Origin of the sequence: Pseudomonas sp. W2Jun17 (assembly GCF_023127795.1) — a bacterium.
In the GTDB taxonomy this organism is placed as follows: Bacteria; Pseudomonadota; Gammaproteobacteria; order Pseudomonadales; family Pseudomonadaceae; genus Aquipseudomonas; species Aquipseudomonas synxantha_A.
Window position 1 is genome coordinate 1 of the sequence record NZ_SPKO01000009.1, and the last position, 26,100, is coordinate 26,100.

The following is a 26,100-nucleotide window of genomic DNA, read 5'->3' on the forward strand; positions in this document are numbered from 1 at the left end:
ATCGGGCGTTTTGAGACTGAAACAGGTGTAAATCTATTTCAGGACTAGACAGAGTGCTGGCGCCGAACAGGGCGGCGGCTACGAGGGCGTAAATGATGCTGAGGTTCATGGGCCATCCTCGAAGGTCAGGCCCATGATACGTCGCTTGCCGGGGTCAGCGCCCTGGCAGTTTCATACTTTATTGCGCGGTTTTCAGCTTGATCACATCACCGGAAATCTTGGTGGTGTAGCCGTTCAATACCCAGGCCCAGAACCACTTTTCTTGCACTTGGGTGTTGATCAGCGCGTCGCCGCCTTTGGCTTTGATGGCTGCATCCTGAGCGCGTACGAAGCGGTTGTTCTGGCCGATTGGGATGACGCCCAACAGCATGATACCGGTGGCGCTGGCTTCGCTGTGGCCGAGGACGGTGTATTGGCTGGCGTCGTATTGCTGGGTTTTCATGGCGGTGCCGGTGCAACCTGCCAGGGTGAAACCAAGAACCGCTGCTGCAACTGCTTTACTGACGTATTTCACTTGAAACTCCATGGACTCAACCTCGAGATTCAATTCCCGAGGGGGCGACACTTTAAGCGCTCGGTTGGCAGATTGAAAACAATCTGCCCAGGTTTCATGTTCAGGCTTGTGCGTGCGCCCAGGCGATCAAGCTCGGAGCTGAAGGTCATGCGCGTCTGCGTGTTAGCAAACTCCGGATCAACCGCCCATACACCACGGCGTTGATCAATATCACCACCGCCCCCAGCACCAGTTGAATATTCGCCGTCAGCCCGGCGGGGTAGATCAGCGTCAGGATGTAGTGCTCGATAAACCCACCGCCATAACCGTCTTGCCCGGCCAGGTGACGAAACAGGTTTTCCCAGCGGGTGAGGGGGCAGGGCAGGTGCAGCACCTCTACCGCGATCCCCCAGGCCACGGCGGGCAAGTGCAGCCACATTACCCTGGGCCATTTCAGGGCGAGCAGGCCACCGAACAGTACGAACAGGATAAAGGTCAGGTGAAACAGCACGAGGCCGTCGGCGACGAGTCGGTAGAGCATTGTGGGCACTTCGAAAGGAGGGGCAAACAGTCTAAAGGGTTGCTCGCCGGCAAGGGTGGCCGTTATTGTGCTGAATCCATTTAGTCCTTGCCCCAAGGTTGTATCGTGATGAATGCACCGCGTACCGCTGTCCCGATCAAAGCCGTGATTTTCGATATGGACGGGTTGTTGCTGGATACCGAAGGCATCTACACCGAAGTCACGCAGATCATCGCCGAGCGCTATGGCCGTACCTATGACTGGGGTATCAAGCAGCACATCATCGGGCGAGGCGCTCAGGATCTGGCCGATTACGTGGTCAAGGCGCTGGATTTGCCGATCAGGCCCGCGCAGTTTCTGGAAATTCGCGAGCCGTTGATGAGCGAGCGCTTTCCCAAGGCCCTGGGTATGCCGGGCGCTGAAGCGTTGGTGCGGCATCTGAAGGCGCACAATATCCCGATTGCGGTGGGCACCAGTTCATCGCGTAACTCGTTTGGCCACAAGACCACCTTGCACCGCGAATGGTTTGGCCTGTTCGACACCATCGTCACTGCCGACGACCCGGAAGTCGGTGCGGCCAAGCCGGCGCCGGATATCTTCCTCACGGCTGCGCGCCGTCTGGGTGTGGCGCCTGAGGATTGCCTGGTGTTCGAAGATTCGCCGTTCGGCGTGACTGCGGCGAAGGCTGCCAACATGACCGCCATCGCCGTGCCCGATGAGGCCATGGCGGACAGCAAGTACCAACATGCTGACCAGATTATTCGCAAGCTCGCCGACTTTGATTTGGCCGCCTACGGCTTGCCCCCCATGGCCTGACCCCGCGCGGTCAAAAATGTGGGAGCTGGCTTGCCTGCGAAAGCGGTAGTGCAGTGACAGATGTGGCACTGACACACCGCCTTCGCGGGCAAGCCCGCTCCCACATTTGGTTTGCGGTTTTGCAAAATCAGGCGCTGAAACCACCATCGATGGTCAGGCTGGCGCCCGTGATATACCCGGCTTCCGGCCCGGCCAGATACGCCACAAAGCTGGCAATCTCCTCCACGTGCCCATACCTGCCCACCGCCATCAACCCGATCAAGCTTTCGGCAAACTCACTGTTCGCCGGGTTCATATCGGTATCCACCGGCCCGGGCTGCACGTTGTTGATGGTGATACCCCGTGGCCCCAGATCCCGCGCCAAGCCCTTGGTCAACCCCACCAGCGCCGCCTTGCTCATGGCATAAGGCCCGCCACCACCGAAGGGCATACGCTCGGCGTTGGTGCTGCCGATATTGATTACGCGGCCACCTTCGCCCATGTGCCTGGCGGCTTCCTGGGTGGCGATAAATACGCTGCGCACGTTGATTGCCAGGGTCTGGTCGAAGTCCTCCAGCTTGAAGTCTTCCAGCGGCGCGATGGCCAGCACGCCTGCGTTGTTCACCAGGATATCCAGGCGCCCAAACGCATCGACCGTGGCGTTGACGGCATTGCGAATTGCCGTGGCATCGGCGCTGTCGGCTTGAATCGCCAGGGCTTTGCCGCCTTCGCTGATCACGTCGTGCTGCAACGCTTGGGCCTTGGCGGCCGAACTGACGTAGGTAAAGGCGACTGCAGCACCCTGCGCGGCGAGGCGCTTGACGATGGCGGCGCCGATGCCGCGGGAACCGCCTTGAATCAGGGCGACTTTGCCGGTGAGGTTTTGTGTGGTCATGTCGATCTCCAAGTAGTTGATGGGCTGAGTATCGACCTGCCTCCGGTACGCCGGTAGACCGTGATTGCTATAGTCTGTGTAAACCAAAAGTTTAGAGTGGCCGATATGGAGAGCTTTGGCAGTATCGAATGCTTTGTGCGCAGCGCCGAGGGTGGCAGCTTTGCCGAGGCGGCCCGGCACCTGAGCCTGACGCCCGCAGCCGTGGGCAAAAGTGTCGCCAAACTGGAAGCGCGCCTGGGTGTGCGGCTGTTTCAGCGCAGCACTCGGCGGCTTACGTTGACTGAAGCCGGCAAGTTATTCCTGGAAGAGGTCAGCGCCAGCCTCACCACTATCCAGAATGCTGTGGCCAACCTGGCCAGCGCCGAAGGGCGACCGGTGGGCACGCTCAAGGTCAGCATGGGCACGGTGGTCGGCTGTTTGTATATCGTGCCGCTGCTGGGGGAGTTTCTGAAACGCTACCCCGATATCAGCCCGGATTGGCATTTCGACAATCGCCAGGTCGATCTGATTGGCCAGGGCTTCGACGCGGCCCTTGGCGGCGGCTTTGAGTTGCCCCAAGGCGTCGTGGCACGCAAGCTGACACCGGCTCACCGCGTGCTGGTGGCATCGCCTGACTATTTGGCGGCACGCCCAGCGGTGTTGCAGCCAGAAGACCTGGAGCACTGCGACGGCATCCTGATTCGCTCACCGCAAACCGGGCGAGTGCGCTCCTGGCAACTGACTCATCGCAATGGCGAGCACGGCCCGCTGAGTCTCAAACCGCGCATGACCATGAGCGACTCGCAGGCCGCCTGCATCTGCGCCGAACAGGGCTTGGGCGTTGCGCTGGTGAGCATGCCGTTTGCCGTACCCTGGCTGGCGAGCGGCAAGTTGCTGCGGGTATTGCCGGACTGGTATGTGAACGACGGCAATATTTGCATCTACTACGCCGAACATAAACTGCTGCCAGGCAAGACTCGGGCGTTTGTGGATTTCATCATCGAGCAGTTTGCCGAGCAGCAGTTAGGCCAAAGATTCAGTGCCATCTAACACCTTGTAGTGATCAAAATGTGGGAGGGGGCTTGCTCCCGATTGCGGTGGGCCAGCTATAGATAAGCTGGCTGATACACCGCTATCGGGAGCAAGCCCCCTCCCACATTTGATCTTCAGTGGCCGAACTTACCGGGCCAACCTATGACTTTCTTAGGCCTGGGTGCCGCATACGTCCTGACTTTGGACGTCGACAACCCCAACCTCACCAACGACTCGGCAACCATCACCGCCGCCGTCACCCCGTCCACCACCGGCACTCCGGTGCGTTTGCGAATCTGCTCATCCAGCCCGGCCATGCCGCCGCAGCCCAGGCAGATCACCTCGGCCTTGTCGTCGCGAATGGCCAGTTCCGCCTGGTGCACGATGGCTTCCATGGCGCCCAGCGGGTCTTCTTCCAGCTCCAGCACTGCCATGCCGCTGGCGCGCACCGAAGCGCAACGCTGGTAGAGGCCGGCGAGTTTCAGCCGGTCTTCAATCAGCGGCACAGTGCGGTCCAGGGTCGTCACCACCGAGTAGGCGTGCCCCAGGAACATCGCGATGCTGGCCGCCGCCTCGGTGATATCCACCACCGGCACATTGAGCAGCTCCTGCAGGCCTTCACGGCCATGTTCGCCATAGCCGGCCTGGATCACCGCATCAAAGGGCTGGTCGTAGGCCATTACCCGATCCATCACGGCGATGGCTGCCAGATAGCTTTCAAAATTGCCTTCCACCGATTCTGCGCCGAAGTACGGGGTGAGCCCGACAATCTCGGTGCCCGGTGAAGCCACGGCCCGTGCTTGCTGGGCAATGGTGTCGGTGATGGATTCGGTGGTGTTGACGTTGACCACGAGGATACGCATGAAGAGTCCTTGTTTAATGACTGACGTTATCGACGGCAATGCTTTCGCCGCTGACATCGGCGTAGTGCGGCTGACGCTTGGCGATCAGCAGGTACAGCAACCCTGCGATGCCGGCGCCGAACAGCCAGGAGAACGGTGAAACGCTGGCAAACCCTGGCAACAGCGCCAGCAGGATGGCGATCACCGCCGCAGGAATAAACGCCGCCACGGCGCGCATATTCACCCCCCGGCTGTAGTAATAAACGCCATTGGGGTCTTCGCTATACAGCTGCGGCACGTCCACCCGGCTTTTACGGATCAGCCAGTAATCGACCATGATCACCCCGTACAACGGCCCCAGCAGCGCGCCCAGGCCAGAAAGGAAGTACACAATCACCAGCGGGCTGTTGTAGAGATTCCACGGCAGTATCAGCACCGCCACGAAGGCGCTGATCAACCCGGCGCGGCGAAAGTTCAGGTACTTGGGCGCCAGGTTGCTCAGCACAAAGGCCGGGGCGACGAAGTTGGCCATGATGTTCACCGCCACGGTAACGATCAGGAAGGCCAGGCAACCGAGCACCAGGAAGAAGGTATTGGGGATTGCCGCGATGATTTCGGTCGGGCTCTCGATCACTCGGCCATTGAGCTGGAACTGGCCGCCGCACAGCAGCACGGTAATGGCGGCGAACACCAGGATATTCACCGGCAGGCCCCAGAAATTGCCGACCTGGATGGTCTTGCGGCAGGGCGAAGAGCGGGCGAAGTCGCAAAAGTTGAGGATCAAGGTGCCGTAGATCGCCAGCCACAGCGCGCCACCGGCAAAGATATTGCGCCACATCTCGCCGCCGCTCAGCGGTTCACGGATCGACCAGGCGATATGCCCGCCTGCCTGGAAGTACATCCAGCCGGCCAACGCAGCCACCGTAAGCAAAATCACCGGCCCGGCGAAGCCTTCATAGCGGCGTACCATTTCCATGCCATAGGCGAGGATCACCAACTGCACCAGCCAGATCGCGACAAAACACGCCCAGCCCAGGCTCGACAGGCCCAGGATCGAGTTGTGGTCATAGTCGGCAAAGCCCGGATGAATCGCCGTCAGCAATACACGGAAAACCACCGACGCCAGGTACGTCTGGATACCAAACCAGGCAATCGCAATCACCGCCCGGATCAATGCTGGAATCTGCGCCCCGTGGATACCGAAACTGATGCGGCTGATCACGGGAAACGGCACACCGGTCTTCTGTCCCATGTACCCCGACAAGTTCATGAAGAAGTACACCAGCGCCGCGCCGATCCCCAGGGACAGCAATATTTGCCAGCCGCCCAAGCCCAATGCATATAAGCCGATGGCAAACGAATAGTTGGCGATGTTGTGCACGTCATTGGTCCACAGCGCAAAGATGCTATAGCGCCCCCAGCGTCGGCCCTCGATTTTGGTGGGGGCCAGGTCCTTGTTGTGCAGGCGCGGGCTGAGGACCAGGGGGCCGGGGCTTGCAGCCTCGGGGTGGAGGGTGGAGGAGGGCAGATCCAGCGCGATATTGCTCGAAAGACTTGTACGCATTCCGGCAGGCTCCAGCGCATCGGCAGCAAAGCGGCGGATGGCAAAGTGTATGTAGGTTTTGTATTGATTGTATACAAAGCGTACTTTTCACTAAGCCACATGCGTGCCAGTTTTCGTTATATGAAAAACGGGGATAATTTCTTTTTTATAGTATTTTTAAATAAACTACTGAATTGAAAGCAATATAAATTGACCGTTTGAACAGGTATTTATTTTTGATTGGGAGTAGCGTGATTCGGGGGTGTGGGGACTAGCAGAGATGAATGTTACGTTTTGGTGCGCTCGAATATGAGTTGCACACAAAAATGGCACCGATGGTTACAAGGTTGTGTACATTTTATGCTGCGCACAAAACAAAATGTGGGAGGGGGCTTGCTCCCGATAGCGGTATATCAGTCAGAAAATCTGCAACTGACCCACCGCTATCGGGAGCAAGCCCCCTCCCACATTTTTACCTCACCAGTTTGCCAGGCCTCAGGCCTTGCTGATGATATTCCCCGCATGCAGCCCGCATTCCTTCTGCGTGGCTTCTTCCCACCACCAGCGACCTTCGCGCTCATGCTGGTTCGGCAATACCGGGCGGGTGCAGGGCTCGCAGCCGATGCTGATAAAGCCGCGCTCATGCAGGCTGTTGTAAGGCAACTCCAACATGCGGATGTAACCCCACACCTCTTCGCTGGTCATCTGCGCCAGCGGGTTGAACTTGTACAGGGTACGTTCGGGGGTGGAGAAAGCCGTGTCGATTTCCAGCGCAGCCACCTGGCTGCGGGTGCCGGGGCTCTGGTCGCGGCGCTGGCCGGTGGCCCAGGCACTTACACTTGCGAGCTTGCGGCGCAGCGGTTCGATCTTGCGGATGCCGCAGCATTCGCCATGGCCGTCCTTATAGAAGCTGAACAGGCCCTTTTCCTTGACGAAGGGTTCCAGCTTGCTCTGGTCCGGCGAGATCAGTTCGATGTCGATCTTGTAGAACTCGCGCACCTGCTCGATAAACCGGTAGGTTTCCGGGTGCAGACGGCCAGTGTCGAGGCTGAATACCTTGACGTTCTTGTTCAGCTTCCAGGCCATGTCCACCAGCACCACATCCTCGGCACCGCTGAAGGAAATCCACAGGTCATCGCCGAACTGGCTGAACGCCAGCTTGAGAATATCCTGTGCAGACTTGTTGGCATAAGTCGCGGCGAGTTCAGCGACGTCGAAGGCTTGGTTCATCAGGACGGTTCCTACAGGTCAGTGGCGCTGAGCGCTCTATAGGCGGCGATGGTATCAAAATCTGCCGTGCGTTGCGGCGGCGTGCTTGAGTCGCTAGAGTTCGGCAGTCCTTTTGCCCGCTCAACTAATAAATCCAATGGAGTGTCTTGTGGAAATTGCCTGTCTTGACCTGGAAGGGGTGCTGGTTCCGGAAATCTGGATCGCCTTCGCCGAAAAAACCGGTATTGAATCCCTGCGCGCCACCACACGCGACATTCCCGACTATGACGTGCTGATGCAGCAGCGCCTGCGCATCCTCGACGAGCACGGGCTCAAACTGGCCGATATCCAGGCGGTGATTGCTACGCTCAAACCGTTGGACGGGGCCGTCGAGTTCGTCAACTGGCTGCGCGAACGCTTCCAGGTGGTGATCCTGTCCGACACCTTCTACGAATTCTCCCAACCGCTGATGCGCCAGCTGGGTTTCCCGACCTTGCTGTGCCACCGCTTGATCACTGATGAAAATGATCGGGTGGTAAGCTACCAGTTGCGCCAGAAAGACCCCAAGCGCCAGTCGGTATTGGCGTTCAAAAGCCTCTACTACCGCGTGATCGCTGCCGGTGATTCGTACAACGACACCACCATGCTGGGGGAAGCGGACCGTGGGATTCTGTTCCATGCGCCGGAGAATGTGATTCGCGAATTCCCGCAGTTCCCGGCGGTGCATACGTTTGAAGACTTGAAGAAAGAGTTTATCAAGGCGTCGAATCGGCAGTTGAGCCTGTAAGTTATGCGACGCGACTGATTGCCCCATCGCAGGCAAGCCAGCTCCCACCTTTGATCGCGGCGCGGTCGAAGGTGGGAGGGGGCTTGCCCCCGATAGGGCCGGTACAGGCCCTACAAACTTTCCAAAGTCTGTAACAACACCCGCACCTTCGTCAGCGACTCCTGATACTCAGCCTGCCACTGCGAATCCGCCACAATCCCACCGCCACCCCAGCAACACACCTGCCCGTCCTTGACCAGCAAACTGCGGATGGCAATGGAGCTGTCCATCTCGCCGCGCACGTCCAGGTAGACCAGCGAGCCGCAGTAAAGCCCGCGGCGGGTTGGCTCAAGTTCGTCGATGATCTGCATCGCGCGTATCTTCGGCGCGCCGGTGATGGAGCCGCCGGGGAAGCTGCCGGCGATCAGGTCGAGGGCGTCTTTGTCGTCGGCCAGTACACCGGTGACACTGCTCACCAGGTGGTGCACGTTGGGGTAGCTTTCCAGGCTGAACAGCTCTGGCACTTTCACTGAGCCGATGCGGCAATTGCGACCGAGATCGTTGCGCAGCAGGTCGACGATCATCAGGTTTTCTGCGCGGTCCTTGGGGCTGGCGAGCAACTCGGCGGCGTTGGCGGCATCTTCTGCAGGTGTTACGCCGCGAGGGCGGGTGCCCTTGATCGGGCGGGTCTCGACCTGGCGTTCGCTGATGCGCACAAAGCGTTCCGGTGACAGGCTCAGTACCGCACCGTCATCGGGCAAGCTCTGGAACCCGGAAAACGGCGTGGGGCAGGCTTCGCGCAGGGCGCAATAGGCTGCCCAGGGATCCCCCATGCAGGGTGCGCGAAAGCGCTGGGCAAAGTTGACCTGATAGCAGTCGCCGGCCTGGATGTAATCCTGGATACGCGCGATGGCTTGGCGGTAGGCCTCTGCGGTGAGGTCTGGTGCCATCGGGCCCTGGAGTTTGAACGTCGCAGAGGTGTCGACAGTCCCGTGGCTGAACAGCGCGATCAACCGTTGTCGTTCGCTATCGGCCAACGTGGGATGAAACACCAGTTGGCTGCTCCGGGCCTGGTGGTCGCTGATCAGCGCCCAGGCGTACAGCCCGAAGCGCGCGTCCGGCAGGTGCAGGTCATCCACCGCCAGGTGCGGCATGTTCTCAAGGTGCCGGCCGAAGTCGTAGCTCAGGTAGCCTATCAAGCCTCCGGCGAACGGCAACGGTAAATCGGCGGGGATTGCGGCTTCACCCAATCGCGTGAGGTTTTCCCGTAAGCGTTGCAGGAAATCACTGCCGCTTTCGTCCGGCTCTACCGTCAATGTCGCTTCCGGCCAGGCACTGAGCAGGTCATACCGGCCGCGCTCAGCCGTCGGCCGGCCGCTGTCGAGCAGTACCGCGCCTGGAGCACGGCGAATCGCCGCAAAATACTCGGCGGGGTTGGCCCGGTAGGGCAATGGGTGTACGGAGCAGGTCAACATGCGGGGTTGGATCAGCCAATGGCGCGGGGGAGGGGGATTGTAGTCCCCTGTAGGATTTGCTCCTAGAGGGGATGTCGGGGATAGACAGTTTGAAGACCGGATCAGCCTTCCACGGGCGGTATATGCCCAAACATCTCCTGCACGAACTTCACCCGCTCTTGCGGGGTTTCCGTCACGCCGGCAGCTTTGAGTTCCTCCAGTCGCGCCTCCACCGCATGGGTGCGCAAGGTCAGCCCGCAGTCATTGGCGATCTGGATATTCAGCCCCGGCCGTGCATTCAATTCAAGGATCAGCGGGCCTTTTTCCTGGTCCAGTACCATGTCCACGCCGATATAGCCCAGTCCGCACAGCTCGTAGCAGCCAGCCGCAAGCTGCATGAAACCGTCCCAGTTGGGCAGTTGCACGCCATCGACCGCATTGGTGGTGTCAGGGTGCTTGGTGATGATGTTGTTCAGCCAGGTACCGCGCAGGGTCAGGCCGGTGGCAAGGTCGACGCCTACGCCAATCGCGCCCTGGTGCAGGTTGGCCTTGCCGCCGGACTGGCGGGTCGGCAAGCGCAGCATGGCCATCACCGGGTAGCCCATCAGTACGATAATGCGAATATCCGGCACACCCTCGTAGCTGATGCTTTTGAAGATCTGGTCGGGCACCACACGGTACTCGATCAGTGCGCGGTCGCGGTGGCCACCCAGTGAATACAGGCCAGTGAGGATGCTGGAAATCTGGTGCTCGATCTCTTCATGGCTGATGATCTTGCCGGACACCGTGCGATAGCGCCCTTCAAAACGGTCTGCCACCACCAGGATGCCGTCGCCGCCGGCACCCTGGGCGGGCTTGATCACGAAATCGCTGCGCCCACCGATGATCTCGTCGAGCTTGTCGATTTCCTTCTCGGTGGAGATCACCCCGTACATTTCCGGCACATGGATACCGGCGGCCAGCGCCCGTTCCTTGGTGATGATCTTGTCATCCACAATCGGGTACAGGCTGCGTTTGTTGTACTTGAGCACGTAGTCGGCGTTACGCCGATTGATGCCCATGATCCCGCGCGCTTCCAGGGCCTTCCAGGTTTTCCAGAAGCCAAACATCAGGAGTCAGCCTTCAGGAATGCCTTGAAACGCACCAGCTCGGTGAGGCGATAGCCGCGATAACGACCCATGGCCAGCATGAAGCCCACCAGAATCAGCAGGATCGCCGGGAAGGTAAACACGAAGTAAACCAGCTCCGGAACGCTCATGATGAGGTGGGCCAACGAGGCGGCGAACAGGGTGCCAATCGCCACTTTCAGTGCATGGTTGGCGCCGCGCTCTTCCCAGGTAATCGACAGGCGTTCGATGGTCATGGTCAGGATCACCATCGGGAACAGCGCCACCGACAAGCCACGCTCCAGCCCCAGCTTATGGCTGAACAGGCTGATGGCGGCGATCAGCACCACCACGAAGGTCAGCACCACCGACAGCCTCGGCAGCATCTGCAGTTTCAAATGTTCCAGATACGACCTGAGTGACAGCCCCAGTGCCGTGATGATCGTGAACAGCACAATGCCGAAGCCCAGTTGCGTCTCGCGGAACGCCAGGGCGATCAGCACCGGCGTGAAGGTGCCCAGGGTCTGCAGGCCGATCAGGTTGCGCAGGATCAGAATCACCAGCACGCCAATCGGGATCATCACCATGATCATGAAGGTCTGCTGGGTTTGCAGCGGCAGGCCGTACAGCGAGTATTCGAGGAAGTTGGCGTCGGTGTTTTCGTCGGTCAGCTTGGCCAGGCGAATCGCGTTCATTTCGCTGTTGTTGAGGCTGAAGGTCACCATGGCCTTCTTGCCGCCATCGACCGTGATCAGGTTTTCATCGCCGGTCCACCACAGCAGGCGGTCGGCGGGCAGGCCCTGTTCACCGGTCTCCGGGTTGAAGTACAGCCAGTCGTTGCCGTTGAAGCTGCGCAGCCACAGTTCCGGGGTTTGCGGCTGGTCGGCCACCAGGCGGATGGTGTGGACTTTCTCCACCGGCACATGGGCAATGGACAGCAGCAGCTCGACGATCCTGGCCTTGTGCGGCGTCGACGGGTCGCCGGCCAGCAGCAGCTTCACATTGTCGTCGTTGAGGTTGTTGGTGCGCTTGATGGCTTCGCTGATAAAGGTCTCGACGTCGGCCGAGTGCTGGCGGATCGGCGCCAGCAAGGCTTCGGCGGCGATTTTTTCCGGGCCTTCCACAGCGATGCTGTCGCGGAAGGTCGGGCCTTTGATCTTGACCTTTTCGCCGCTGTAACGCTTGGTCAGCACCAGGCGGTAATACAGGGTCTGGTTGCCCTTGGCCCGGCGTGCCGACCAGGTGACCTTGCGGTTGCCGTCGATGCGGTTGACGCTGACTCCGTAGTTGTTGGAGATAAAGCTTTCATTAAGGCTGACGAAGTCGCGGCTCAGTGGCGGCACGAACATCTGGATCTTGACCGGGTCCTTGGGGTTGGCGACGAACTCGACCTTGGCGTCGATGTTCCACAAGTCGTCGGTGGCATCCTCGGTCACGGGGATCCCCAGCACGAAAATCTGATAGGCGGTGACCGAAATGCCGAGCACCACCAGGAAGGTGATCAGGATTTTCAGGTGCAGGGTCAGAGAGCGCATTCGGTTTACTCGGCGGTATGAGCGTCGGCGACGCAGGCGGGTTTGCCTGCTGCATATTTAAGACTGGGGTCGACCAGCGCATCAAAGCGTTTCAGCGCTTCGGAGCCGATCAGCAGCGGGTATTGGAAGCTGCTGCGGTCAGTCAAGTTCACTTCGATGCTGCGTAAAGCAGTGCCCATGCAGATATCCAGGGCAACCACCGGACGGGCGGTGTAGTTCTTGTCCTCATCGGGGTCGTAGTCGCCGGCGCGGCGCTTGATCTTGCTGACGCGGGCCAGGGGCAGTTCGATGGGGTGGGAGTGGGCGGTGTCGATGGCCAGGTAGAAGCGTACCCAGGTTTCGCCGTTGCGCTTGAAGCGCTTGATATCGCGGGCGCTCAACGAGGCGGTCTTGGCGCCGGTGTCGAGCTTGGCCGCGACCTCCAGGTCGATACCGTCCAGCTTGGCGTATTCATTGAGGCCATACACCGTTTTCTCGGCGGTGAAGCCAAGGCTGGGCAGCAACAGTAGGCAAACAAACAGGGGGAAGGGCTTGAGTCTCATAAATCCTGAGGCGGTGCCGTGCGATGTTCAATTCAAGGCGACTGGCATTGCTGCGCAAACTCCCTCGTGCGCCGTTTCATCCAGGGATGTCAGGCAAATACGCCGGGCATTCTAACATGATGCTTTTTTGGCGCCAGCGCTGGCAGGCGGCCATGCCTTGGATGGGTTATTCAGACGTATTAGACGATTGTCGACAATATGTATTTATTCTTTGACTGTTAAGGGGTAATTAGCTAGTTTTTGCAGCATTGCTTTTAAAGGTGTCGACAATATGCTGGGTCAGGCGGAAATTCCGATAGCGGCGTCAGACGATTCCCAAACCATGTCCGAGAACGTCTTCCGGCGTATCCAGGCCGCCATCGTCAAAGGTGAAATCGCCCCCGGCAGCAAGATTTCCGAGCCGGAACTGGCGCGTACCTACGGCATCAGCCGCGGCCCGCTGCGCGAGGCGATCCACCGCCTGGAAGGCCAGCGCCTGCTGGTGCGCGTGCCCCACGTCGGCGCACGGGTTGTGTCGTTGAGTCATGCCGAGCTGATCGAACTCTATGAGATCCGCGAGTCCCTGGAAGGCATGGCCTGCCGCCTCGCTGCCGAGCGCATGACCGACGCAGAAATCGAAGAGCTGCGCCAGGTATTGCACACCCATGAGCGCGATGCCGCGTTCCAGGCCGGTGTTGGCTACTACCAGCAGGAAGGCGACTTCGACTTTCATTACCGGATCATCCAGGGCGCCGGTAACCGCACCCTGACCCAAATGCTCTGCGGCGAGCTGTACCAACTGGTGCGCATGTACCGCATCCAGTTTTCCGCCACCCCCAATCGTCCACGCCAGGCCTTTGCCGAACACCACCGCATTCTCGACGCGATTGCCGATCGCGATGGTGAATTGGCCGAACTGTTGATGCGCCGGCATATCGGCGCCTCCAAACGCAACATCGCCCGTCACTTCCCGGACGGTGCTCCTTCATCACGAGGTGAGTCATGAGTTCCCATAACAACAGCACTCCCGGCCAGCGTTTCCGTGACGCAGTCGCCAGCGAACAGCCTTTGCAAGTTGTTGGTGCAATCAATGCCAACCACGCGTTGTTGGCCAAGCGCGCCGGCTTCAAGGCTATTTACCTGTCGGGTGGCGGTGTCGCCGCCGGCTCGCTCGGCGTGCCGGACCTGGGTATTACCGGGTTGGATGACGTACTCACCGACGTGCGCCGCATTACCGACGTCTGCGACCTGCCGCTGCTGGTGGACGTGGACACCGGTTTCGGCTCCTCGGCGTTCAATGTGGCGCGCACCGTCAAGTCGATGATCAAGTTCGGCGCCGCCGCCATCCATATCGAAGACCAGGTCGGCGCCAAGCGCTGCGGGCATCGCCCCAATAAAGAGATCGTGTCGCAGCAGGAAATGGTCGACCGCATCAAGGCTGCCGTGGATGCGCGTACCGATGACAGCTTCGTGATCATGGCGCGCACCGACGCCCTGGCGGTCGAGGGCCTGGAGTCTGCCCTTGAACGTGCCGCCGCGTGTATCGAAGCCGGTGCCGACATGGTCTTCCCGGAAGCCATCACCGAGCTCGAGATGTACAAGCTGTTCGCTTCCCGCGTAAAGGCGCCGATCCTGGCTAACATTACCGAGTTCGGCGCGACGCCGCTGTACACCACCGAACAGTTGAAATCTGCGGATGTTTCCATTGTGCTGTACCCGCTCTCGGCCTTCCGTGCCATGAACAAGGCCGCCGAGAACGTCTACACCGCGATCCGTCGCGACGGCACCCAACAGAACGTGATCGACACCATGCAAACGCGCATGGAGCTCTACGATCGCATCGACTACCACACCTTCGAGCAGAAGCTCGACGCGCTGTTTGCCGCAAAAAAATAATGCGGTGCGCCTCCCTAATAAATTCAAGATTGGAGAACGAACATGGCTGAAGCAAAAGTATTGAGTGGCGCCGGCCTGCGTGGCCAGGTTGCCGGGCAGACCGCACTGTCGACCGTGGGCCAGGCTGGTGCAGGCTTGACCTATCGTGGCTACGATGTGCGTGAACTGGCCGCCGATGCGCAGTTTGAAGAAGTCGCCTACCTGTTGCTGTACGGCGAGTTGCCGACCAAGACCGAACTGGCCGCCTACAGCGCCAAGCTGAGCAAGCTGCTTGACTTGCCCCAGGCATTGAAAGAAGTGCTCGAACGCATCCCCGCCGACGCCCACCCGATGGACGTGATGCGCACCGGTTGCTCGTTTTTGGGCAATATCGAGCCGGAAAAAGATTTCAGCGTACAGCGCGATGTCACTGACCGCCTGCTTGCCGCATTCCCGGCGATCATGTGCTACTGGTACCGCTTCAGCCACGACGGCAAGCGCATCGACTGCGTGACCGACGAGCCGAGTATCGGCGGCCACTTCCTGCACCTGCTGCACGGCAAGAAACCCAGCGAGCTGCACGTCAAAGTCATGAATGTGTCGCTGATTCTCTACGCCGAGCACGAATTCAACGCCTCGACCTTCACTGCCCGGGTGTGCGCCTCGACCCTGTCCGACCTGTATTCCTGCGTCACCGCCGCCATCGGTTCCCTGCGCGGCCCGCTGCACGGCGGTGCCAACGAAGCGGCGATGGAAATGATCGAGCGCTTTTCCTCGGCCGAAGAAGCGGTCGAAGGCACGCTTGGCATGTTGGCGCGCAAGGACAAGATCATGGGCTTCGGCCACGCGATCTATAAAGACAGCGACCCGCGTAATGAAGTGATCAAGGGCTGGTCGAAAAAACTCGCTGATGAAGTGGGCGACACGGTGTTGTTCCCGGTGTCTGAAGCCATCGACAAGACCATGTGGGAGCAGAAAAAGCTGTTCCCCAACGCCGACTTCTACCATGCCTCGGCTTACCACTTCATGGGCATCCCGACCAAATTGTTCACACCGATCTTCGTGTGCTCGCGCCTGACTGGCTGGGCCGCGCACGTGTTCGAACAGCGCGCCAACAACCGCATCATCCGTCCAAGCGCCGAGTACATCGGCGTTGAGCAGCGCAAGTTCGTGCCAATCGAACGTCGCTGAATGGGATGGGCTGTGTTCGCTGGCTAATGTGCTTTTTTGTGGGAGCTGGCTTGCCTGCGATGGCATCACCTTGGTGTACCTGTCACACCGCAGTGATGCAATCGCAGGCAAGCCAGCTCCCACAGGAAACAAAGCCAGTGTCGACAGTTCACCTTTCGAACTTACCGTGACCGAGTCCTGACGATGAACACTGAATTTCGCAAACCGCTCCCCGGCAGCCGCCTGGATTTCTTCGACGCCCGTGCGGCTGTCGAAGCAATCACCCCCGGCGCCTACGCCACCTTGCCTTACACCTCGCGCGTGCTTGCCGAAAACCTGGTGCGCCGTTGCGACCCGGCCACCCTCAACGCATCCCTGAGCCAACTGATCGAGCGCAAACGTGATCTCGATTTCCCCTGGTTCCCGGCGCGCGTGGTGTGCCATGACATCCTCGGCCAGACCGCCCTGGTGGACCTCGCTGGTCTGCGCGATGCCATCGCCCTGCAAGGCGGCGACCCGGCGCAGGTCAACCCGGTGGTGCCGACCCAACTGATCGTCGACCACTCCCTGGCTGTCGAGGCTGGCGGCTTTGACCCACAGGCGTTCGAGAAAAACCGCGCCATTGAAGACCGTCGCAATGAAGACCGCTTCCACTTTATCGAGTGGACCAAAAAAGCCTTCAAGAACGTCGATGTCATCCCGCCGGGCAACGGCATCATGCACCAGATCAACCTGGAGAAAATGTCGCCGGTGATTCAGGTCCGTGACGGCGTAGCCTTCCCGGATACCTGCGTCGGTACTGACAGTCACACTCCCCACGTCGATGCCCTGGGCGTGATCGCCATTGGCGTCGGCGGCCTGGAGGCCGAGAGCGTGATGCTCGGCCGTGCGTCGTGGATGCGCCTGCCGGAAAGCGTCGGCGTGGAATTGACCGGCAAGCTGCAACCGGGCATCACCGCCACCGATATGGTGCTGGCACTCACCGAGTTCCTGCGCCAGCAGAAAGTGGTCGGCGCCTGGCTGGAGTTCTTCGGCGAAGGGGCTAGTGCACTGACCCTGGGCGACCGTGCGACCATCTCCAACATGGCTCCTGAATACGGCGCCACCGCAGCGATGTTCTATATCGATCAGCAGACCATCGCCTACCTCAAACTCACTGGCCGAGAAGACGAACAAGTCGCCCTGGTCGAACAGTACGCGCGCCACACCGGTCTGTGGGCCGACGACCTCAAGGGGGCTCAGTACGAGCGTGGCCTGACCTTCGACCTGTCCAGCGTCGTGCGCAACATGGCCGGGCCCAGCAACCCACACGCCCGTGTTGCCACCCGCGACCTGGCGTCCAAAGGCATCAGCGGCCAGTGGGACGAAGTGCCAGGGCAAATGCCCGACGGCGCAGTGATCATTGCGGCCATCACCAGTTGCACCAACACCAGTAACCCGCGCAATGTCATCGCGGCGGGGCTTCTGGCACGTAACGCCAACAAGCTCGGCTTGGCCCGCAAGCCTTGGGTCAAGTCGTCGCTGGCGCCGGGCTCGAAAACCGTGGCCATGTACCTGGAAGAGGCCGGTCTGGGCCATGAGCTGGAAAAACTCGGTTTCGGCGTAGTGGCCTTTGCCTGCACCACCTGCAACGGCATGTCCGGCGCGCTCGACCCGGTGATCCAGCAGGAAATCATCGACCGCGACCTGTACGCCACCGCCGTGTTGTCGGGCAACCGCAACTTCGACGGGCGCATTCACCCTTACGCCAAGCAAGCCTTCCTGGCTTCGCCGCCGCTGGTGGTGGCCTATGCGATTGCCGGCACCATCCGTTTCGATATCGAGAAGGACGTGCTCGGCCTGGATGCCGACGGCAAGGAAATTCGCCTGCAGGATATCTGGCCGAGCGACGAAGAGATCGACGCGGTGGTCAAAGCATCGGTCAAGCCCGAGCAGTTCCGTGCGGTGTACATCCCCATGTTCGCGATTCACGAAGACACCGGCCCCAAAGTCACCCCGCTGTATGACTGGCGCCCGCAGAGCACCTACATCCGTCGCCCGCCGTACTGGGAAGGCGCGCTGGCCGGCGCGCGGCCGCTCAAGGGTATGCGCCCGCTGGCGGTGCTGCCGGACAACATCACCACCGACCACCTGTCGCCGTCCAACGCGATCATGCCGGGCAGTGCCGCCGGGGAATACCTGGCGAAGATGGGCTTGCCGGAAGTCGACTTCAACTCCTACGCGACCCATCGCGGTGACCATCTGACGGCGCAGCGCGCCACCTTCGCCAACCCGAAACTGTTCAACGAAATGGTGCAGGAAAACGGCAAGGTCAAGCAGGGCTCGCTGGCGCGAATCGAGCCGGAAGGCAAGGTCACGCGGATGTGGGAAGCGATTGAAACCTACATGGAGCGCAAGCAACCGCTGATCATCATCGCCGGTGCCGACTACGGCCAGGGCTCGTCCCGCGACTGGGCCGCCAAGGGCGTGCGCCTGGCCGGTGTGGAAGCGATTGCCGCCGAAGGCTTCGAGCGCATTCACCGCACCAACCTGGTGGGCATGGGCGTGTTGCCGCTGGAATTCCTGCCGGGCACCGACCGCCACACCCTCAAGATCGACGGCAGTGAAACCTATGACGTGATCGGCGAGCGCACCCCGCGCGCGCAACTGACCCTGGTGATCAACCGCAGGAATGGCGAACGTGTCGAGGTGCCGGTGACGTGCCGCCTGGATACCGCCGAAGAAGTGTCGATCTACGAGGCGGGCGGCGTGTTGCAACGTTTTGCCCAGGATTTCCTGGAATCGGCGGCCACCGCCTGAAGAGGACTACCATGGCACACGTAGCGCAAATCAAGATCCCAGCCACCTACATGCGTGGCGGCACCAGCAAGGGCGTGTTCTTCAGCCTCAAGGACCTGCCCGAAGTCGCGCAGGTGCCGGGGGCGGCCCGCGATGCCTTGTTGCTGCGGGTCATCGGCAGCCCCGACCCTTACGACAAGCAGATCGACGGCATGGGCGGTGCCACCTCGAGCACCAGCAAAACCGTGATCCTGGCCAAAAGCAGCCGCGCCGATCACGACGTGGACTATCTGTTCGGCCAGGTCTCCATCGACAAGCCGTTTGTCGATTGGAGTGGCAACTGCGGCAACCTGTCGGCAGCAGTGGGCTCGTTCGCCATCAGCGCTGGCCTGGTTGATCCGGCCCGCGTGCCCGAGAACGGGGTGGCGGTGGTGCGGATATGGCAGGCCAATATTGGCAAGAGCATCATCGCCCATGTGCCGATCACCAACGGCGCGGTACAGGAAACCGGCGACTTCGAACTGGACGGTGTGACCTTCCCGGCCGCCGAAGTCCAGCTGGAATTCATCGACCCGGCGGCGGAAGGTGGTGGTTCGATGTTCCCCACCGGCAACCTCATCGACGACCTGGAAGTACCGGGCGTCGGCACCTTCAAGGCCACGTTGATCAACGCCGGTATTCCGACCATTTTCATCAACGCCCAGGACCTCGGCTACACCGGTACTGAGCTGCAAGGCGCGATCAACAGCGACCCCAAGGCCCTGGCCATGTTCGAGACGGTACGGGCTTATGGCGCGTTGCGCATGGGCCTGATCAAGCACCTGGACGAGGCCGCTCAGCGCCAGCACACGCCCAAGGTTGCGTTCGTGGCCAGGCCTGCGGACTACGTGGCCTCAAGCGGCAAGGTAATCAAGGCCGGCGATGTGGATCTGTTGGTGCGTGCTTTGTCCATGGGCAAACTGCACCACGCCATGATGGGTACGGCGGCGGTAGCGATCGGCACGGCGGCGGCGATCTCCGGCACCCTGGTCAACCTGGCGGCGGGCGGCGTGGAGCGCAATGCCGTGCGCTTCGGGCATCCGTCCGGCACCTTGCGCGTCGGTGCCGAAGCCAGCCAAGTGAACGGTGAATGGGTGGTGAAGAAAGCCATCATGAGCCGCAGTGCGCGGGTGTTAATGGAAGGTTTCGTGCGCGTCCCCGGTGACGCTTTTTAGCTTTATGTGGGAGGGGGCTTGCTCCCGATAGCAGGGTGTCAGTCGCCCCATTCATTAACTGACCCACCGTCATCGGGAGCAAGCCCCCTCCCACAGGGATACAAGCAGGCAATCAGACCTGCGCAACGATTAACCCTGACCCTGAGGATGGAACAACCCAACTTTTAGGAGAACTGCCATGAGCGCCAACGTCGACCAGAACAACCGCCCCGACTACGACCAGTTTTTGCAGGACATCGCCGACTATGTCCTCAACTACCGCATCGAATCCCGGGATGCACTGGACACCGCCCGCAATTGCCTGATGGACACCCTTGGCTGTGGCCTGCTGGCCCTGCGGTTCCCCGAGTGCACCAAGCACCTGGGGCCGATAGTGGAGGGCACCGTGGTGCCGTTCGGCGCGCGCGTGCCGGGCACTTCGTTTCGCCTCGACCCGGTCAAGGCCGCCTGGGACATTGGCTGCATCGTGCGCTGGCTCGACTACAACGACACCTGGCTCGCTGCTGAATGGGGCCACCCTTCGGACAACCTCGGGGGCATTCTCGCCGTGGCCGATCACCTTTCGCAAAAACGCGTGGCCAATGGCGAGGCGCCGCTCACCGTACGTGCGGTGCTGGAAGCGATGATCATGGCCCACGAAATCCAGGGGGTGATCGCCCTGGAAAACTCTTTCAACCGCGTCGGCCTTGACCACGTGCTGCTGGTCAAAGTCGCCTCCACCGCTGTCACCGCCAAGCTGATGGGCGCCAATCGTGAACAACTGCTGGCGGCCTTGTCTCAGGCTTTCGTTGATGGGCAGGCGTTGCGCACCTATCGTCATGCACCGAATGCCGGCTCGCGCAAATCCTGGGCCGCAGGCGATGCATCGAGCCGTGGTGTGCGCCTGGCGGATATCGCCCTGCGTGGCGAAATGGGCATCCCCGGTGTGTTGAGTGCGCCGCAGTGGGGGTTCTACGACGTGTTGTTCAGCCACACCAACAAGGACCTGGCGCTCAAGCCCACAGACAAGCGCGCCTTCAGCCTGCCTCAGGCCTACGGCACCTACGTGATGGAAAACGTGCTGTTCAAGATCAGTTTCCCGGCGGAGTTCCACGCGCAAACCGCCTGCGAGGCGGCGGTGACCTTGCACCCGCAGGTCAAGCATCGTCTGCATGAAATCGAACGTATCGTGATCACCACCCATGAGTCGGCGATTCGGATTATTTCCAAGGTTGGCCAATTGGCCAACGCTGCCGATCGCGACCACTGCCTGCAATACATGACCGCCGTGCCCTTGGTGTTCGGCAATCTGGTGGCCGAGCACTACGAAGATGATTTCCACGCGGCCCACCCGATCATCGACGAGCTGCGCGACAAGATGGTCATCGTTGAAGACCCACGCTATAGCCGCGAATACCTGGAGGCGGACAAGCGTTCCATTGCCAATGCGGTGCAGGTGTTCTTTATGGATGGCACCTGCACTGAGCAGGTAGCGGTGGAATACCCGATTGGCCATCGCCGCCGTCGGGTGGACGGTATCCCATTGCTGGAAGACAAGTTCAAAGCCAACCTGGCGACGCGGTTCACTGCGCAGCGCAGCGCCGAGATTGTTGCGTTGTGCAAGGATCAGGCACGGCTTGAGGCGACGGCTGTGAACCGTTTCATGGATCTGTTGGTGATCTAAAAAACAACGCGGCCAATGTGGGAGGGGGTTTGCTCCCGATAGCTGGGTGTCAGTCAACAGATTCATTGACTGGTCCACCCCTATCGGGAGCAAGCCCCCTCCCACATTTTTCCTCCATTGGGGCGACTATCGGGTCAGGCGCAAGCTTGTTCAAACCGCAGTATCACCCTGCGGTTGTGCTTGCTCTTCTTTTCGATTTTCTCGCAGAACACCCGGCCGATTTCTTCGGTGTTGAGCACATGGGTGCCGCCGCATGGCTGGATATCGATGCCGGGGATCTCAATCACCCGTACCGAGCCCGACACCACCGGTGGCGCAACCGCCTGGGTGCGGGTGATCTGTAGCAAGGTCGCGTATTCGGTGGCGGGCATCGACAGGGTCTTCACCGCGTGGGCCTGCTCGATCAGGGCGTTGAGGTCACGGGTTAGACCGTCTTTGTCCAGGGTCATTTCCGGCAGGTCGAAATCCAGTCGGCCTTTATCCGCACTGATGCTGCAACCGGTCACGGGCGCGTCAATGAGCGAGCACAACAAATGCAGGCAGGTGTGCATTTTCATGTGCTGGTAGCGCCGCTCCCAATCCAGGCCGGCGTCTACCTGGATGCCCGCCGTCAACTGCTCGGGGCAATGGTCCACCTGATGCCAGATGATCGAGCGCAACACCGGATCGCGCACGGTACCTGTCACCTCGACCCGCGTGCCATCGGGCAGGGTGAAATGGCCGGTATCGCCCGGTTGCCCGCCGCCGGTGGGGTAGAACAGTGTGTGCTCCAGGGCGATGCCGTGTTCACTGACCGCAATAACCCGGGCGCTGAACGCGTTCTGATAGGGCGCGCTGTCGAACAGCGCCAGGGTTTCCATGGTATGCACGGACATGTTCAACCTCCAACGATCAGTGGGCTGGCTTGCAAGAGATGGCGCACCATCGCGCTCAAGCCAGGGGGAGAGAGCAGGGTGATTTCAAATTCCGGCCCGCAGACTTTCAGGTTCAGCGGCAAGCGCGGCAGTTGTTCGCCGGTATCGACACGGTGCAGACGAAATTGCAGGTGGTGGCGCTCTTTCACCGTGGGTTCGAGCATTAACCCTTGCAGCGGATGAAAGTCGGCATCCAGCACCGTGACCTTATGACCGGCACTCACCTCACCGACGACGTGCAAGCGCTCATCCAGGGCAAAGGCGCCTAGGTAATTGCTGCGGTCCGATTCGTCGTTTTTTTGCAACTGGATCTGGTTGACTACCTTGACCTTGGTGCCTGCCGGTACGTCCTGGGTGATCACGCAGGAGGGGCTGATAAATACGTTGTCGCCGATCGACACGTAGCCCAGCACCCTGGCACCGGCGCCCACTTCGACGTTGTTGCCCAGGCGCGGGTGGCGTTTGCCGTCCGGGTTGTTGGCGATGCCGCGGGCTCCCAGGGTCACGCCGCACAGGATGTAGCAGTCGTTGCCGATCACGCAGGTTTCGCCGATGACGGTGCCGTAGCCATGGTCCAGTACAAAGCGCCGGCCGATACGCGCCGCCGGATGAATCTCGGCACCGGAGAGAATCTTGCCCTGGTTGCTGAGCTTGAGCGCCATGCGCGAAAACATCCCATGGCCCGGGTCGGGGAAATTCCACACCTGGTGCGCAAGACGATAGAACAGCACTGCCTTGAACGAGGCATAGGATTCCAGGATCAACTCACCGCGCCCACGCGATGCCGGATCTCGATAGGCGTAGGCGATCAGGTCCTCGGCCACTGCTTGGGCGGCGTTCTGGATCAGTGGCGCCAGGTGTGGTTCCAACTGCTTCATCTGCCCGGGCGTCAGGGTCGTGATGAGATGGGTAAGCAACTCATCGTGCAGCAGTTGCATGTCGATAAAGCCCCCCATGGAGGCACCCCCGCATTCTGGATGATTGAAAAACCCGTTACTCGAAACTGGGCAGGTAGCTGTCGGCATTGTCGTAGACCATGGTCAGCACCACCGTTTCAGGCGGCAGTTCGGGGGCGAGTTGGGCGATGGCAACCATGTTGGCGGCGGAGGACAGCCCCAGGCTGATGGCGTCGGTGCGCATGATGCGTTTGATCATGTCCAGGCACGCCGAGTGCGACACCTTGAGCATGCCGTCGATCACGTCCAGGTTGAGGATGCTCGGGATCAGGCCAATCGACAGGCCCTGGATTGCGTGCGCAGCGTGCTGGTCTTTGAGCAGGTCGCATTCCTGCGGCTCCACGCCCATCACGCGGATCGCTGGCCAGGCGGCCTTGAGGGTTTCGCCAATGCCGGTGATATGGCCACCTGTGCCGATGCCGCTGACGAAGTAGTCCACGCGCTGATCACCGAAGGCGCGGATGATCTCCGGCGCGGTGGTGTCGCGGTGGGTCTGCGGGTTGGCGCCGTTGCGCTGCTGGTTGAGCATCACGAAGTTGGGGTTTTCCAACTGCAGTTCCATGCACTTTTCGCCGTGGGAGTTGTTGCCCAGGCGGCTGTCTGACAGCACCACTTTGGCACCATACAGGCGTAGCAATTTCTGCTTTTCGGGGCTGTAGTTGTCAGGGATCACCAGCACCACTTTATAGCCCAGGACATTGCCGGCCATCACCAGGCCAATGCCGGTGTTGCCGCCGCTGGGTTCGATGATGGTTTGCCCGGAGTCGCGGATCAGTACGCCACGGCGCTCGGCATCGAGGATCATGCCCAAGGCGATGCGCGCCTTGTGGCTGCCACCGGGGTTGAGGGATTCCAGCTTGGCGTAGACCTCGATGCCGAGGTCTTCGGAAAACTGGGCCAGGCGCACGATAGGCGTTTGGCCGATGACGTCGAGAATGGAGTTATGCAGCATCAGCAAGTCTCCACGATCAGTACAGAGGCATGTCGGGTTCGACGTCGCGAACCCAGTGCTTCATGCCGCCCTGCAGGACTTTGGTGTTCGCGAACCCGGCTGCCAGCAGGGTGCTGGCGGCCTGTTCGGCGCGGGTGCCCGCGTAGCAGATCAGGTAATGGGTGTTGTCGCGGCTGAGGTTGTCGAGTTGCCCATCCAGTTCGGCCAGGGGAATGTGCAGCACGCCTGGCAGCTTGCATACTTCCAATTCGCTGGCGTCGCGCACGTCCAGCAATACATCGGCGCTGTTGGGGTGCTCAAGCACCTGCTTGAGGTTCTGAGGCTTGATGTAGCGTTCTGCCGCCAGCGACGGTTGGCTCGGTACGGCATCGGCACATGCCGTGGGGGCGGCGCTTTCGCTGCTGCGCAGCTCCGAGCAGCAGGGGCAGTCGAGGCGGCGCTTGAAGCGGATCTCGCTGAACTTCATCGCCAGCGCGTCAAAGCGCATCAAGCGGCCGGATAAAGGTTCGCCAATGCCGATCAGCAATTTGATCGCCTCGGTGGCCTGGATCATTCCGACCACACCCGGCAGCACGCCGATCACGCCGCCGGCGCTGCAATTGGGCGCCAGTTCTGCGGGCGGGGCCTTGGGAAACAGGCAGCGATAGCACGGCCCGCCTTTGTAGTTGAGCACGCTGATCTGCCCGTCGAAACGGTAGATGGCGCCATAGACCAAAGGTTTGCCCAACTGTACGCAAGCATCGTTGACCAGGTAGCGGGTATCGAAATTATCGGTACCGTCGATCACCAGGTCATAGGCGCCCACCAGTTCCAGAGCGTTGTCGGTGTCAAGCGCGGTGTTGTGCGCATTGATCCGGATATGAGGGTTGAGGTCCAGCAGGCGTTGCTTGGCGGACTCGACCTTGGGCATTCCCAGGGTGCTGTTGCCATGGACAATCTGGCGCTGCAGGTTGCTGCTTTCCACCACATCAAAATCCACCAGCCCCAGGGTGCCGATGCCTGCCGCTGCCAGGTACAGGCTGATGGGCGAGCCCAGGCCCCCGGTGCCGATGACCAGAACTTTGGCTTTCTTCAGGTTCAATTGGCCTTCGCGGCCGACGCCCGGCAGGGTGATGTGGCGCACGTAGCGCTGCACTTCTTCGTTGCTCAGGGTGTCGATGTCCATGCCGCCTGAGGTGGCGAGCAACACTTCGATCCGGGATTTTGGCGGCAGGACTTCATCGGCTTCGATCAGCGCCTCCTCGGCGGTAAACAGGAAGTGTTCCTTGAGCTGGTTGTTCTTTTCATGGAACAGGTACTGACGCAATTGGGGGTGATTGGTGCAGAGATTTTCAATGACTTCGCGCAATGTCGATCCGGCGCCCTCAAGGGTCGATTCCGGCAGCTTGGCCACGCGAACCAGAATGTCGGGGAAAGAGACAGCGTTCATGGACAACTCCGTGTGCAGGTCGTTGAAGGGTTGAGGTGCGAAATGCTTGCCATCCCAGGCAAACAGTTTTGAGCCCAGGACCTGGCTCTGGCGAACATCCACCACCAGATAGCTGACGGGGTAGATCGGCTCCCCCATGAACAGCGCCTTGTCCTGGTCTTCATCACTGAAATAGGCGCCGACATCCGGGTGGGAGTGATAGATCACCACCACCGGGTTGTCGCTGCGAAACGACTTGTTCAGCAGCAGGGTATCGGCCACCGAGAAGGTGTAGCCGTTGGCCGCGCTGCGGGGGTACATCTGGGAGTTCTTGTGGTGCAGCTCGTTCTGGATATTGCTGCCCAGGTACACACTGCCGTCGGCGAAGACGAAGCCGCAGCACTCTTCTGGGTAGCTGCGGCTGGCGTGGGCGTAGATCTGTTCCAGGGCGGTGGGGCGGAGGACTTCCATGTTTCTCTC

Annotated in this window: 23 protein-coding genes; 9 read left to right on the plus strand and 14 right to left on the minus strand. The window is 60.5% G+C overall.

Translation table 11 applies throughout. The features are described 5' to 3' along the window. Nucleotides 1-178: 178 nt before the first annotated feature. Both E4O98_RS07470 and E4O98_RS07475 read right to left on the minus strand, forming a co-directional pair. A complete protein-coding gene (locus tag E4O98_RS07470) occupies nucleotides 179-514 on the minus strand; it encodes a hypothetical protein (RefSeq protein ID WP_032881258.1) in 336 nt (111 codons plus the stop codon). Nucleotides 515-659: 145 nt separating this feature from the next. Next, nucleotides 660-1,034: a DUF2784 domain-containing protein gene (locus E4O98_RS07475; protein ID WP_228308846.1), complete on the minus strand. Its 375-nt coding sequence runs from the start codon at nucleotides 1,032-1,034 to the stop codon at nucleotides 660-662. A gap of 108 nt (nucleotides 1,035-1,142) precedes the next feature. On the opposite strand from E4O98_RS07475, the gene E4O98_RS07480 reads away from it, so the two are divergent. Beyond that, nucleotides 1,143-1,829, plus strand: coding sequence for an HAD-IA family hydrolase (locus E4O98_RS07480; protein ID WP_248134591.1), 687 nt, complete (start codon nucleotides 1,143-1,145; stop codon nucleotides 1,827-1,829). A gap of 127 nt (nucleotides 1,830-1,956) precedes the next feature. Here the strand turns inward: E4O98_RS07480 and E4O98_RS07485 are convergent, their stop codons facing one another. After that, nucleotides 1,957-2,703 (minus strand): 3-oxoacyl-ACP reductase family protein, encoded by a 747-nt coding sequence (locus E4O98_RS07485; protein ID WP_032879901.1) that lies wholly within the window; start codon nucleotides 2,701-2,703, stop codon nucleotides 1,957-1,959. A gap of 105 nt (nucleotides 2,704-2,808) precedes the next feature. Here E4O98_RS07485 and E4O98_RS07490 point away from each other — a divergent pair, with 105 nt between their 5' ends. Continuing rightward, nucleotides 2,809-3,732, plus strand: a complete 924-nt coding sequence (locus E4O98_RS07490; RefSeq protein WP_032879902.1) for a LysR family transcriptional regulator — start codon at nucleotides 2,809-2,811, stop codon at nucleotides 3,730-3,732. Between the two features lie 116 nt (nucleotides 3,733-3,848). Here the strand turns inward: E4O98_RS07490 and E4O98_RS07495 are convergent, their stop codons facing one another. The 3 genes from E4O98_RS07495 to E4O98_RS07505 form a co-directional block, all read right to left on the minus strand. Continuing rightward, nucleotides 3,849-4,577 (minus strand): aspartate/glutamate racemase family protein, encoded by a 729-nt coding sequence (locus E4O98_RS07495; protein ID WP_228308845.1) that lies wholly within the window; start codon nucleotides 4,575-4,577, stop codon nucleotides 3,849-3,851. Nucleotides 4,578-4,590: 13 nt separating this feature from the next. Next, entirely contained in the window at nucleotides 4,591-6,120 is a 1,530-nt protein-coding gene (locus E4O98_RS07500; RefSeq protein ID WP_216091965.1) for an NCS1 family nucleobase:cation symporter-1, read from the minus strand. Between the two features lie 474 nt (nucleotides 6,121-6,594). Further along, nucleotides 6,595-7,329 carry a phosphoadenylyl-sulfate reductase gene (locus E4O98_RS07505; RefSeq protein WP_032879905.1) on the minus strand — a complete coding sequence of 245 codons (735 nt, stop codon included), beginning with the start codon at nucleotides 7,327-7,329 and terminating at the stop codon, nucleotides 6,595-6,597. A gap of 148 nt (nucleotides 7,330-7,477) precedes the next feature. On the opposite strand from E4O98_RS07505, the gene thrH reads away from it, so the two are divergent. Further along, entirely contained in the window at nucleotides 7,478-8,095 is a 618-nt protein-coding gene (thrH, locus tag E4O98_RS07510) for a bifunctional phosphoserine phosphatase/homoserine phosphotransferase ThrH (protein ID WP_005790415.1), read from the plus strand. Nucleotides 8,096-8,205: 110 nt separating this feature from the next. Here the strand turns inward: thrH and pabB are convergent, their stop codons facing one another. The 4 genes from pabB to E4O98_RS07530 form a co-directional block, all read right to left on the minus strand. Next, nucleotides 8,206-9,549, minus strand: coding sequence for an aminodeoxychorismate synthase component I (pabB, locus tag E4O98_RS07515; RefSeq protein ID WP_248134593.1), 1,344 nt, complete (start codon nucleotides 9,547-9,549; stop codon nucleotides 8,206-8,208). Nucleotides 9,550-9,650: 101 nt separating this feature from the next. Further along, the gene (locus E4O98_RS07520; protein WP_005790412.1) at nucleotides 9,651-10,637 is read right to left on the minus strand and encodes an alpha-L-glutamate ligase-like protein; all 987 of its coding nucleotides are present in this window, start codon (nucleotides 10,635-10,637) and stop codon (nucleotides 9,651-9,653) included. Next, the gene (locus tag E4O98_RS07525; RefSeq protein ID WP_032879907.1) at nucleotides 10,637-12,169 is read right to left on the minus strand and encodes an inactive transglutaminase family protein; all 1,533 of its coding nucleotides are present in this window, start codon (nucleotides 12,167-12,169) and stop codon (nucleotides 10,637-10,639) included. The genes E4O98_RS07520 and E4O98_RS07525 overlap by 1 nt, the downstream gene beginning before the upstream one ends. A gap of 5 nt (nucleotides 12,170-12,174) precedes the next feature. After that, nucleotides 12,175-12,711 (minus strand): ATP-dependent zinc protease, encoded by a 537-nt coding sequence (locus E4O98_RS07530; RefSeq protein ID WP_032879908.1) that lies wholly within the window; start codon nucleotides 12,709-12,711, stop codon nucleotides 12,175-12,177. 271 nt (nucleotides 12,712-12,982) lie between these two features. Here E4O98_RS07530 and E4O98_RS07535 point away from each other — a divergent pair, with 271 nt between their 5' ends. The 6 genes from E4O98_RS07535 to prpD all read left to right on the plus strand — a co-directional run bounded on the left by E4O98_RS07535 (nucleotide 12,983) and on the right by prpD (nucleotide 21,390). Next, nucleotides 12,983-13,696, plus strand: coding sequence for a GntR family transcriptional regulator (locus tag E4O98_RS07535; RefSeq protein WP_032879909.1), 714 nt, complete (start codon nucleotides 12,983-12,985; stop codon nucleotides 13,694-13,696). Then, a complete protein-coding gene (gene prpB / locus E4O98_RS07540; RefSeq protein WP_032879910.1) occupies nucleotides 13,693-14,586 on the plus strand; it encodes a methylisocitrate lyase in 894 nt (297 codons plus the stop codon). The genes E4O98_RS07535 and prpB overlap by 4 nt, the downstream gene beginning before the upstream one ends. A gap of 42 nt (nucleotides 14,587-14,628) precedes the next feature. Continuing rightward, nucleotides 14,629-15,756 (plus strand): 2-methylcitrate synthase, encoded by a 1,128-nt coding sequence (gene prpC / locus E4O98_RS07545; RefSeq protein WP_248134595.1) that lies wholly within the window; start codon nucleotides 14,629-14,631, stop codon nucleotides 15,754-15,756. A 183-nt stretch (nucleotides 15,757-15,939) separates the two neighbouring features. Continuing rightward, nucleotides 15,940-18,534 (plus strand): Fe/S-dependent 2-methylisocitrate dehydratase AcnD, encoded by a 2,595-nt coding sequence (acnD, locus tag E4O98_RS07550; protein ID WP_032879911.1) that lies wholly within the window; start codon nucleotides 15,940-15,942, stop codon nucleotides 18,532-18,534. An 11-nt stretch (nucleotides 18,535-18,545) separates the two neighbouring features. Then, complete coding sequence (gene prpF / locus E4O98_RS07555) at nucleotides 18,546-19,727, plus strand: 2-methylaconitate cis-trans isomerase PrpF (protein WP_248134597.1); 1,182 nt, start codon at nucleotides 18,546-18,548, stop codon at nucleotides 19,725-19,727. A 178-nt stretch (nucleotides 19,728-19,905) separates the two neighbouring features. Next, nucleotides 19,906-21,390, plus strand: a complete 1,485-nt coding sequence (gene prpD, locus E4O98_RS07560) for a 2-methylcitrate dehydratase (RefSeq protein WP_248134599.1) — start codon at nucleotides 19,906-19,908, stop codon at nucleotides 21,388-21,390. Nucleotides 21,391-21,524: 134 nt separating this feature from the next. Here the strand turns inward: prpD and E4O98_RS07565 are convergent, their stop codons facing one another. The 4 genes from E4O98_RS07565 to moeB are packed head-to-tail and all read right to left on the minus strand — an operon-like array spanning nucleotide 21,525 to nucleotide 26,091. Beyond that, complete coding sequence (locus E4O98_RS07565) at nucleotides 21,525-22,265, minus strand: alanyl-tRNA editing protein (protein WP_032879914.1); 741 nt, start codon at nucleotides 22,263-22,265, stop codon at nucleotides 21,525-21,527. Nucleotides 22,266-22,267: 2 nt separating this feature from the next. Beyond that, nucleotides 22,268-23,260 (minus strand): serine O-acetyltransferase, encoded by a 993-nt coding sequence (locus tag E4O98_RS07570; protein WP_005790394.1) that lies wholly within the window; start codon nucleotides 23,258-23,260, stop codon nucleotides 22,268-22,270. A gap of 37 nt (nucleotides 23,261-23,297) precedes the next feature. After that, a complete protein-coding gene (locus E4O98_RS07575; protein ID WP_057701141.1) occupies nucleotides 23,298-24,212 on the minus strand; it encodes a cysteine synthase family protein in 915 nt (304 codons plus the stop codon). A gap of 16 nt (nucleotides 24,213-24,228) precedes the next feature. Then, nucleotides 24,229-26,091: a molybdopterin-synthase adenylyltransferase MoeB gene (moeB, locus tag E4O98_RS07580; RefSeq protein ID WP_103733620.1), complete on the minus strand. Its 1,863-nt coding sequence runs from the start codon at nucleotides 26,089-26,091 to the stop codon at nucleotides 24,229-24,231. Nucleotides 26,092-26,100 lie beyond the last annotated feature (9 nt).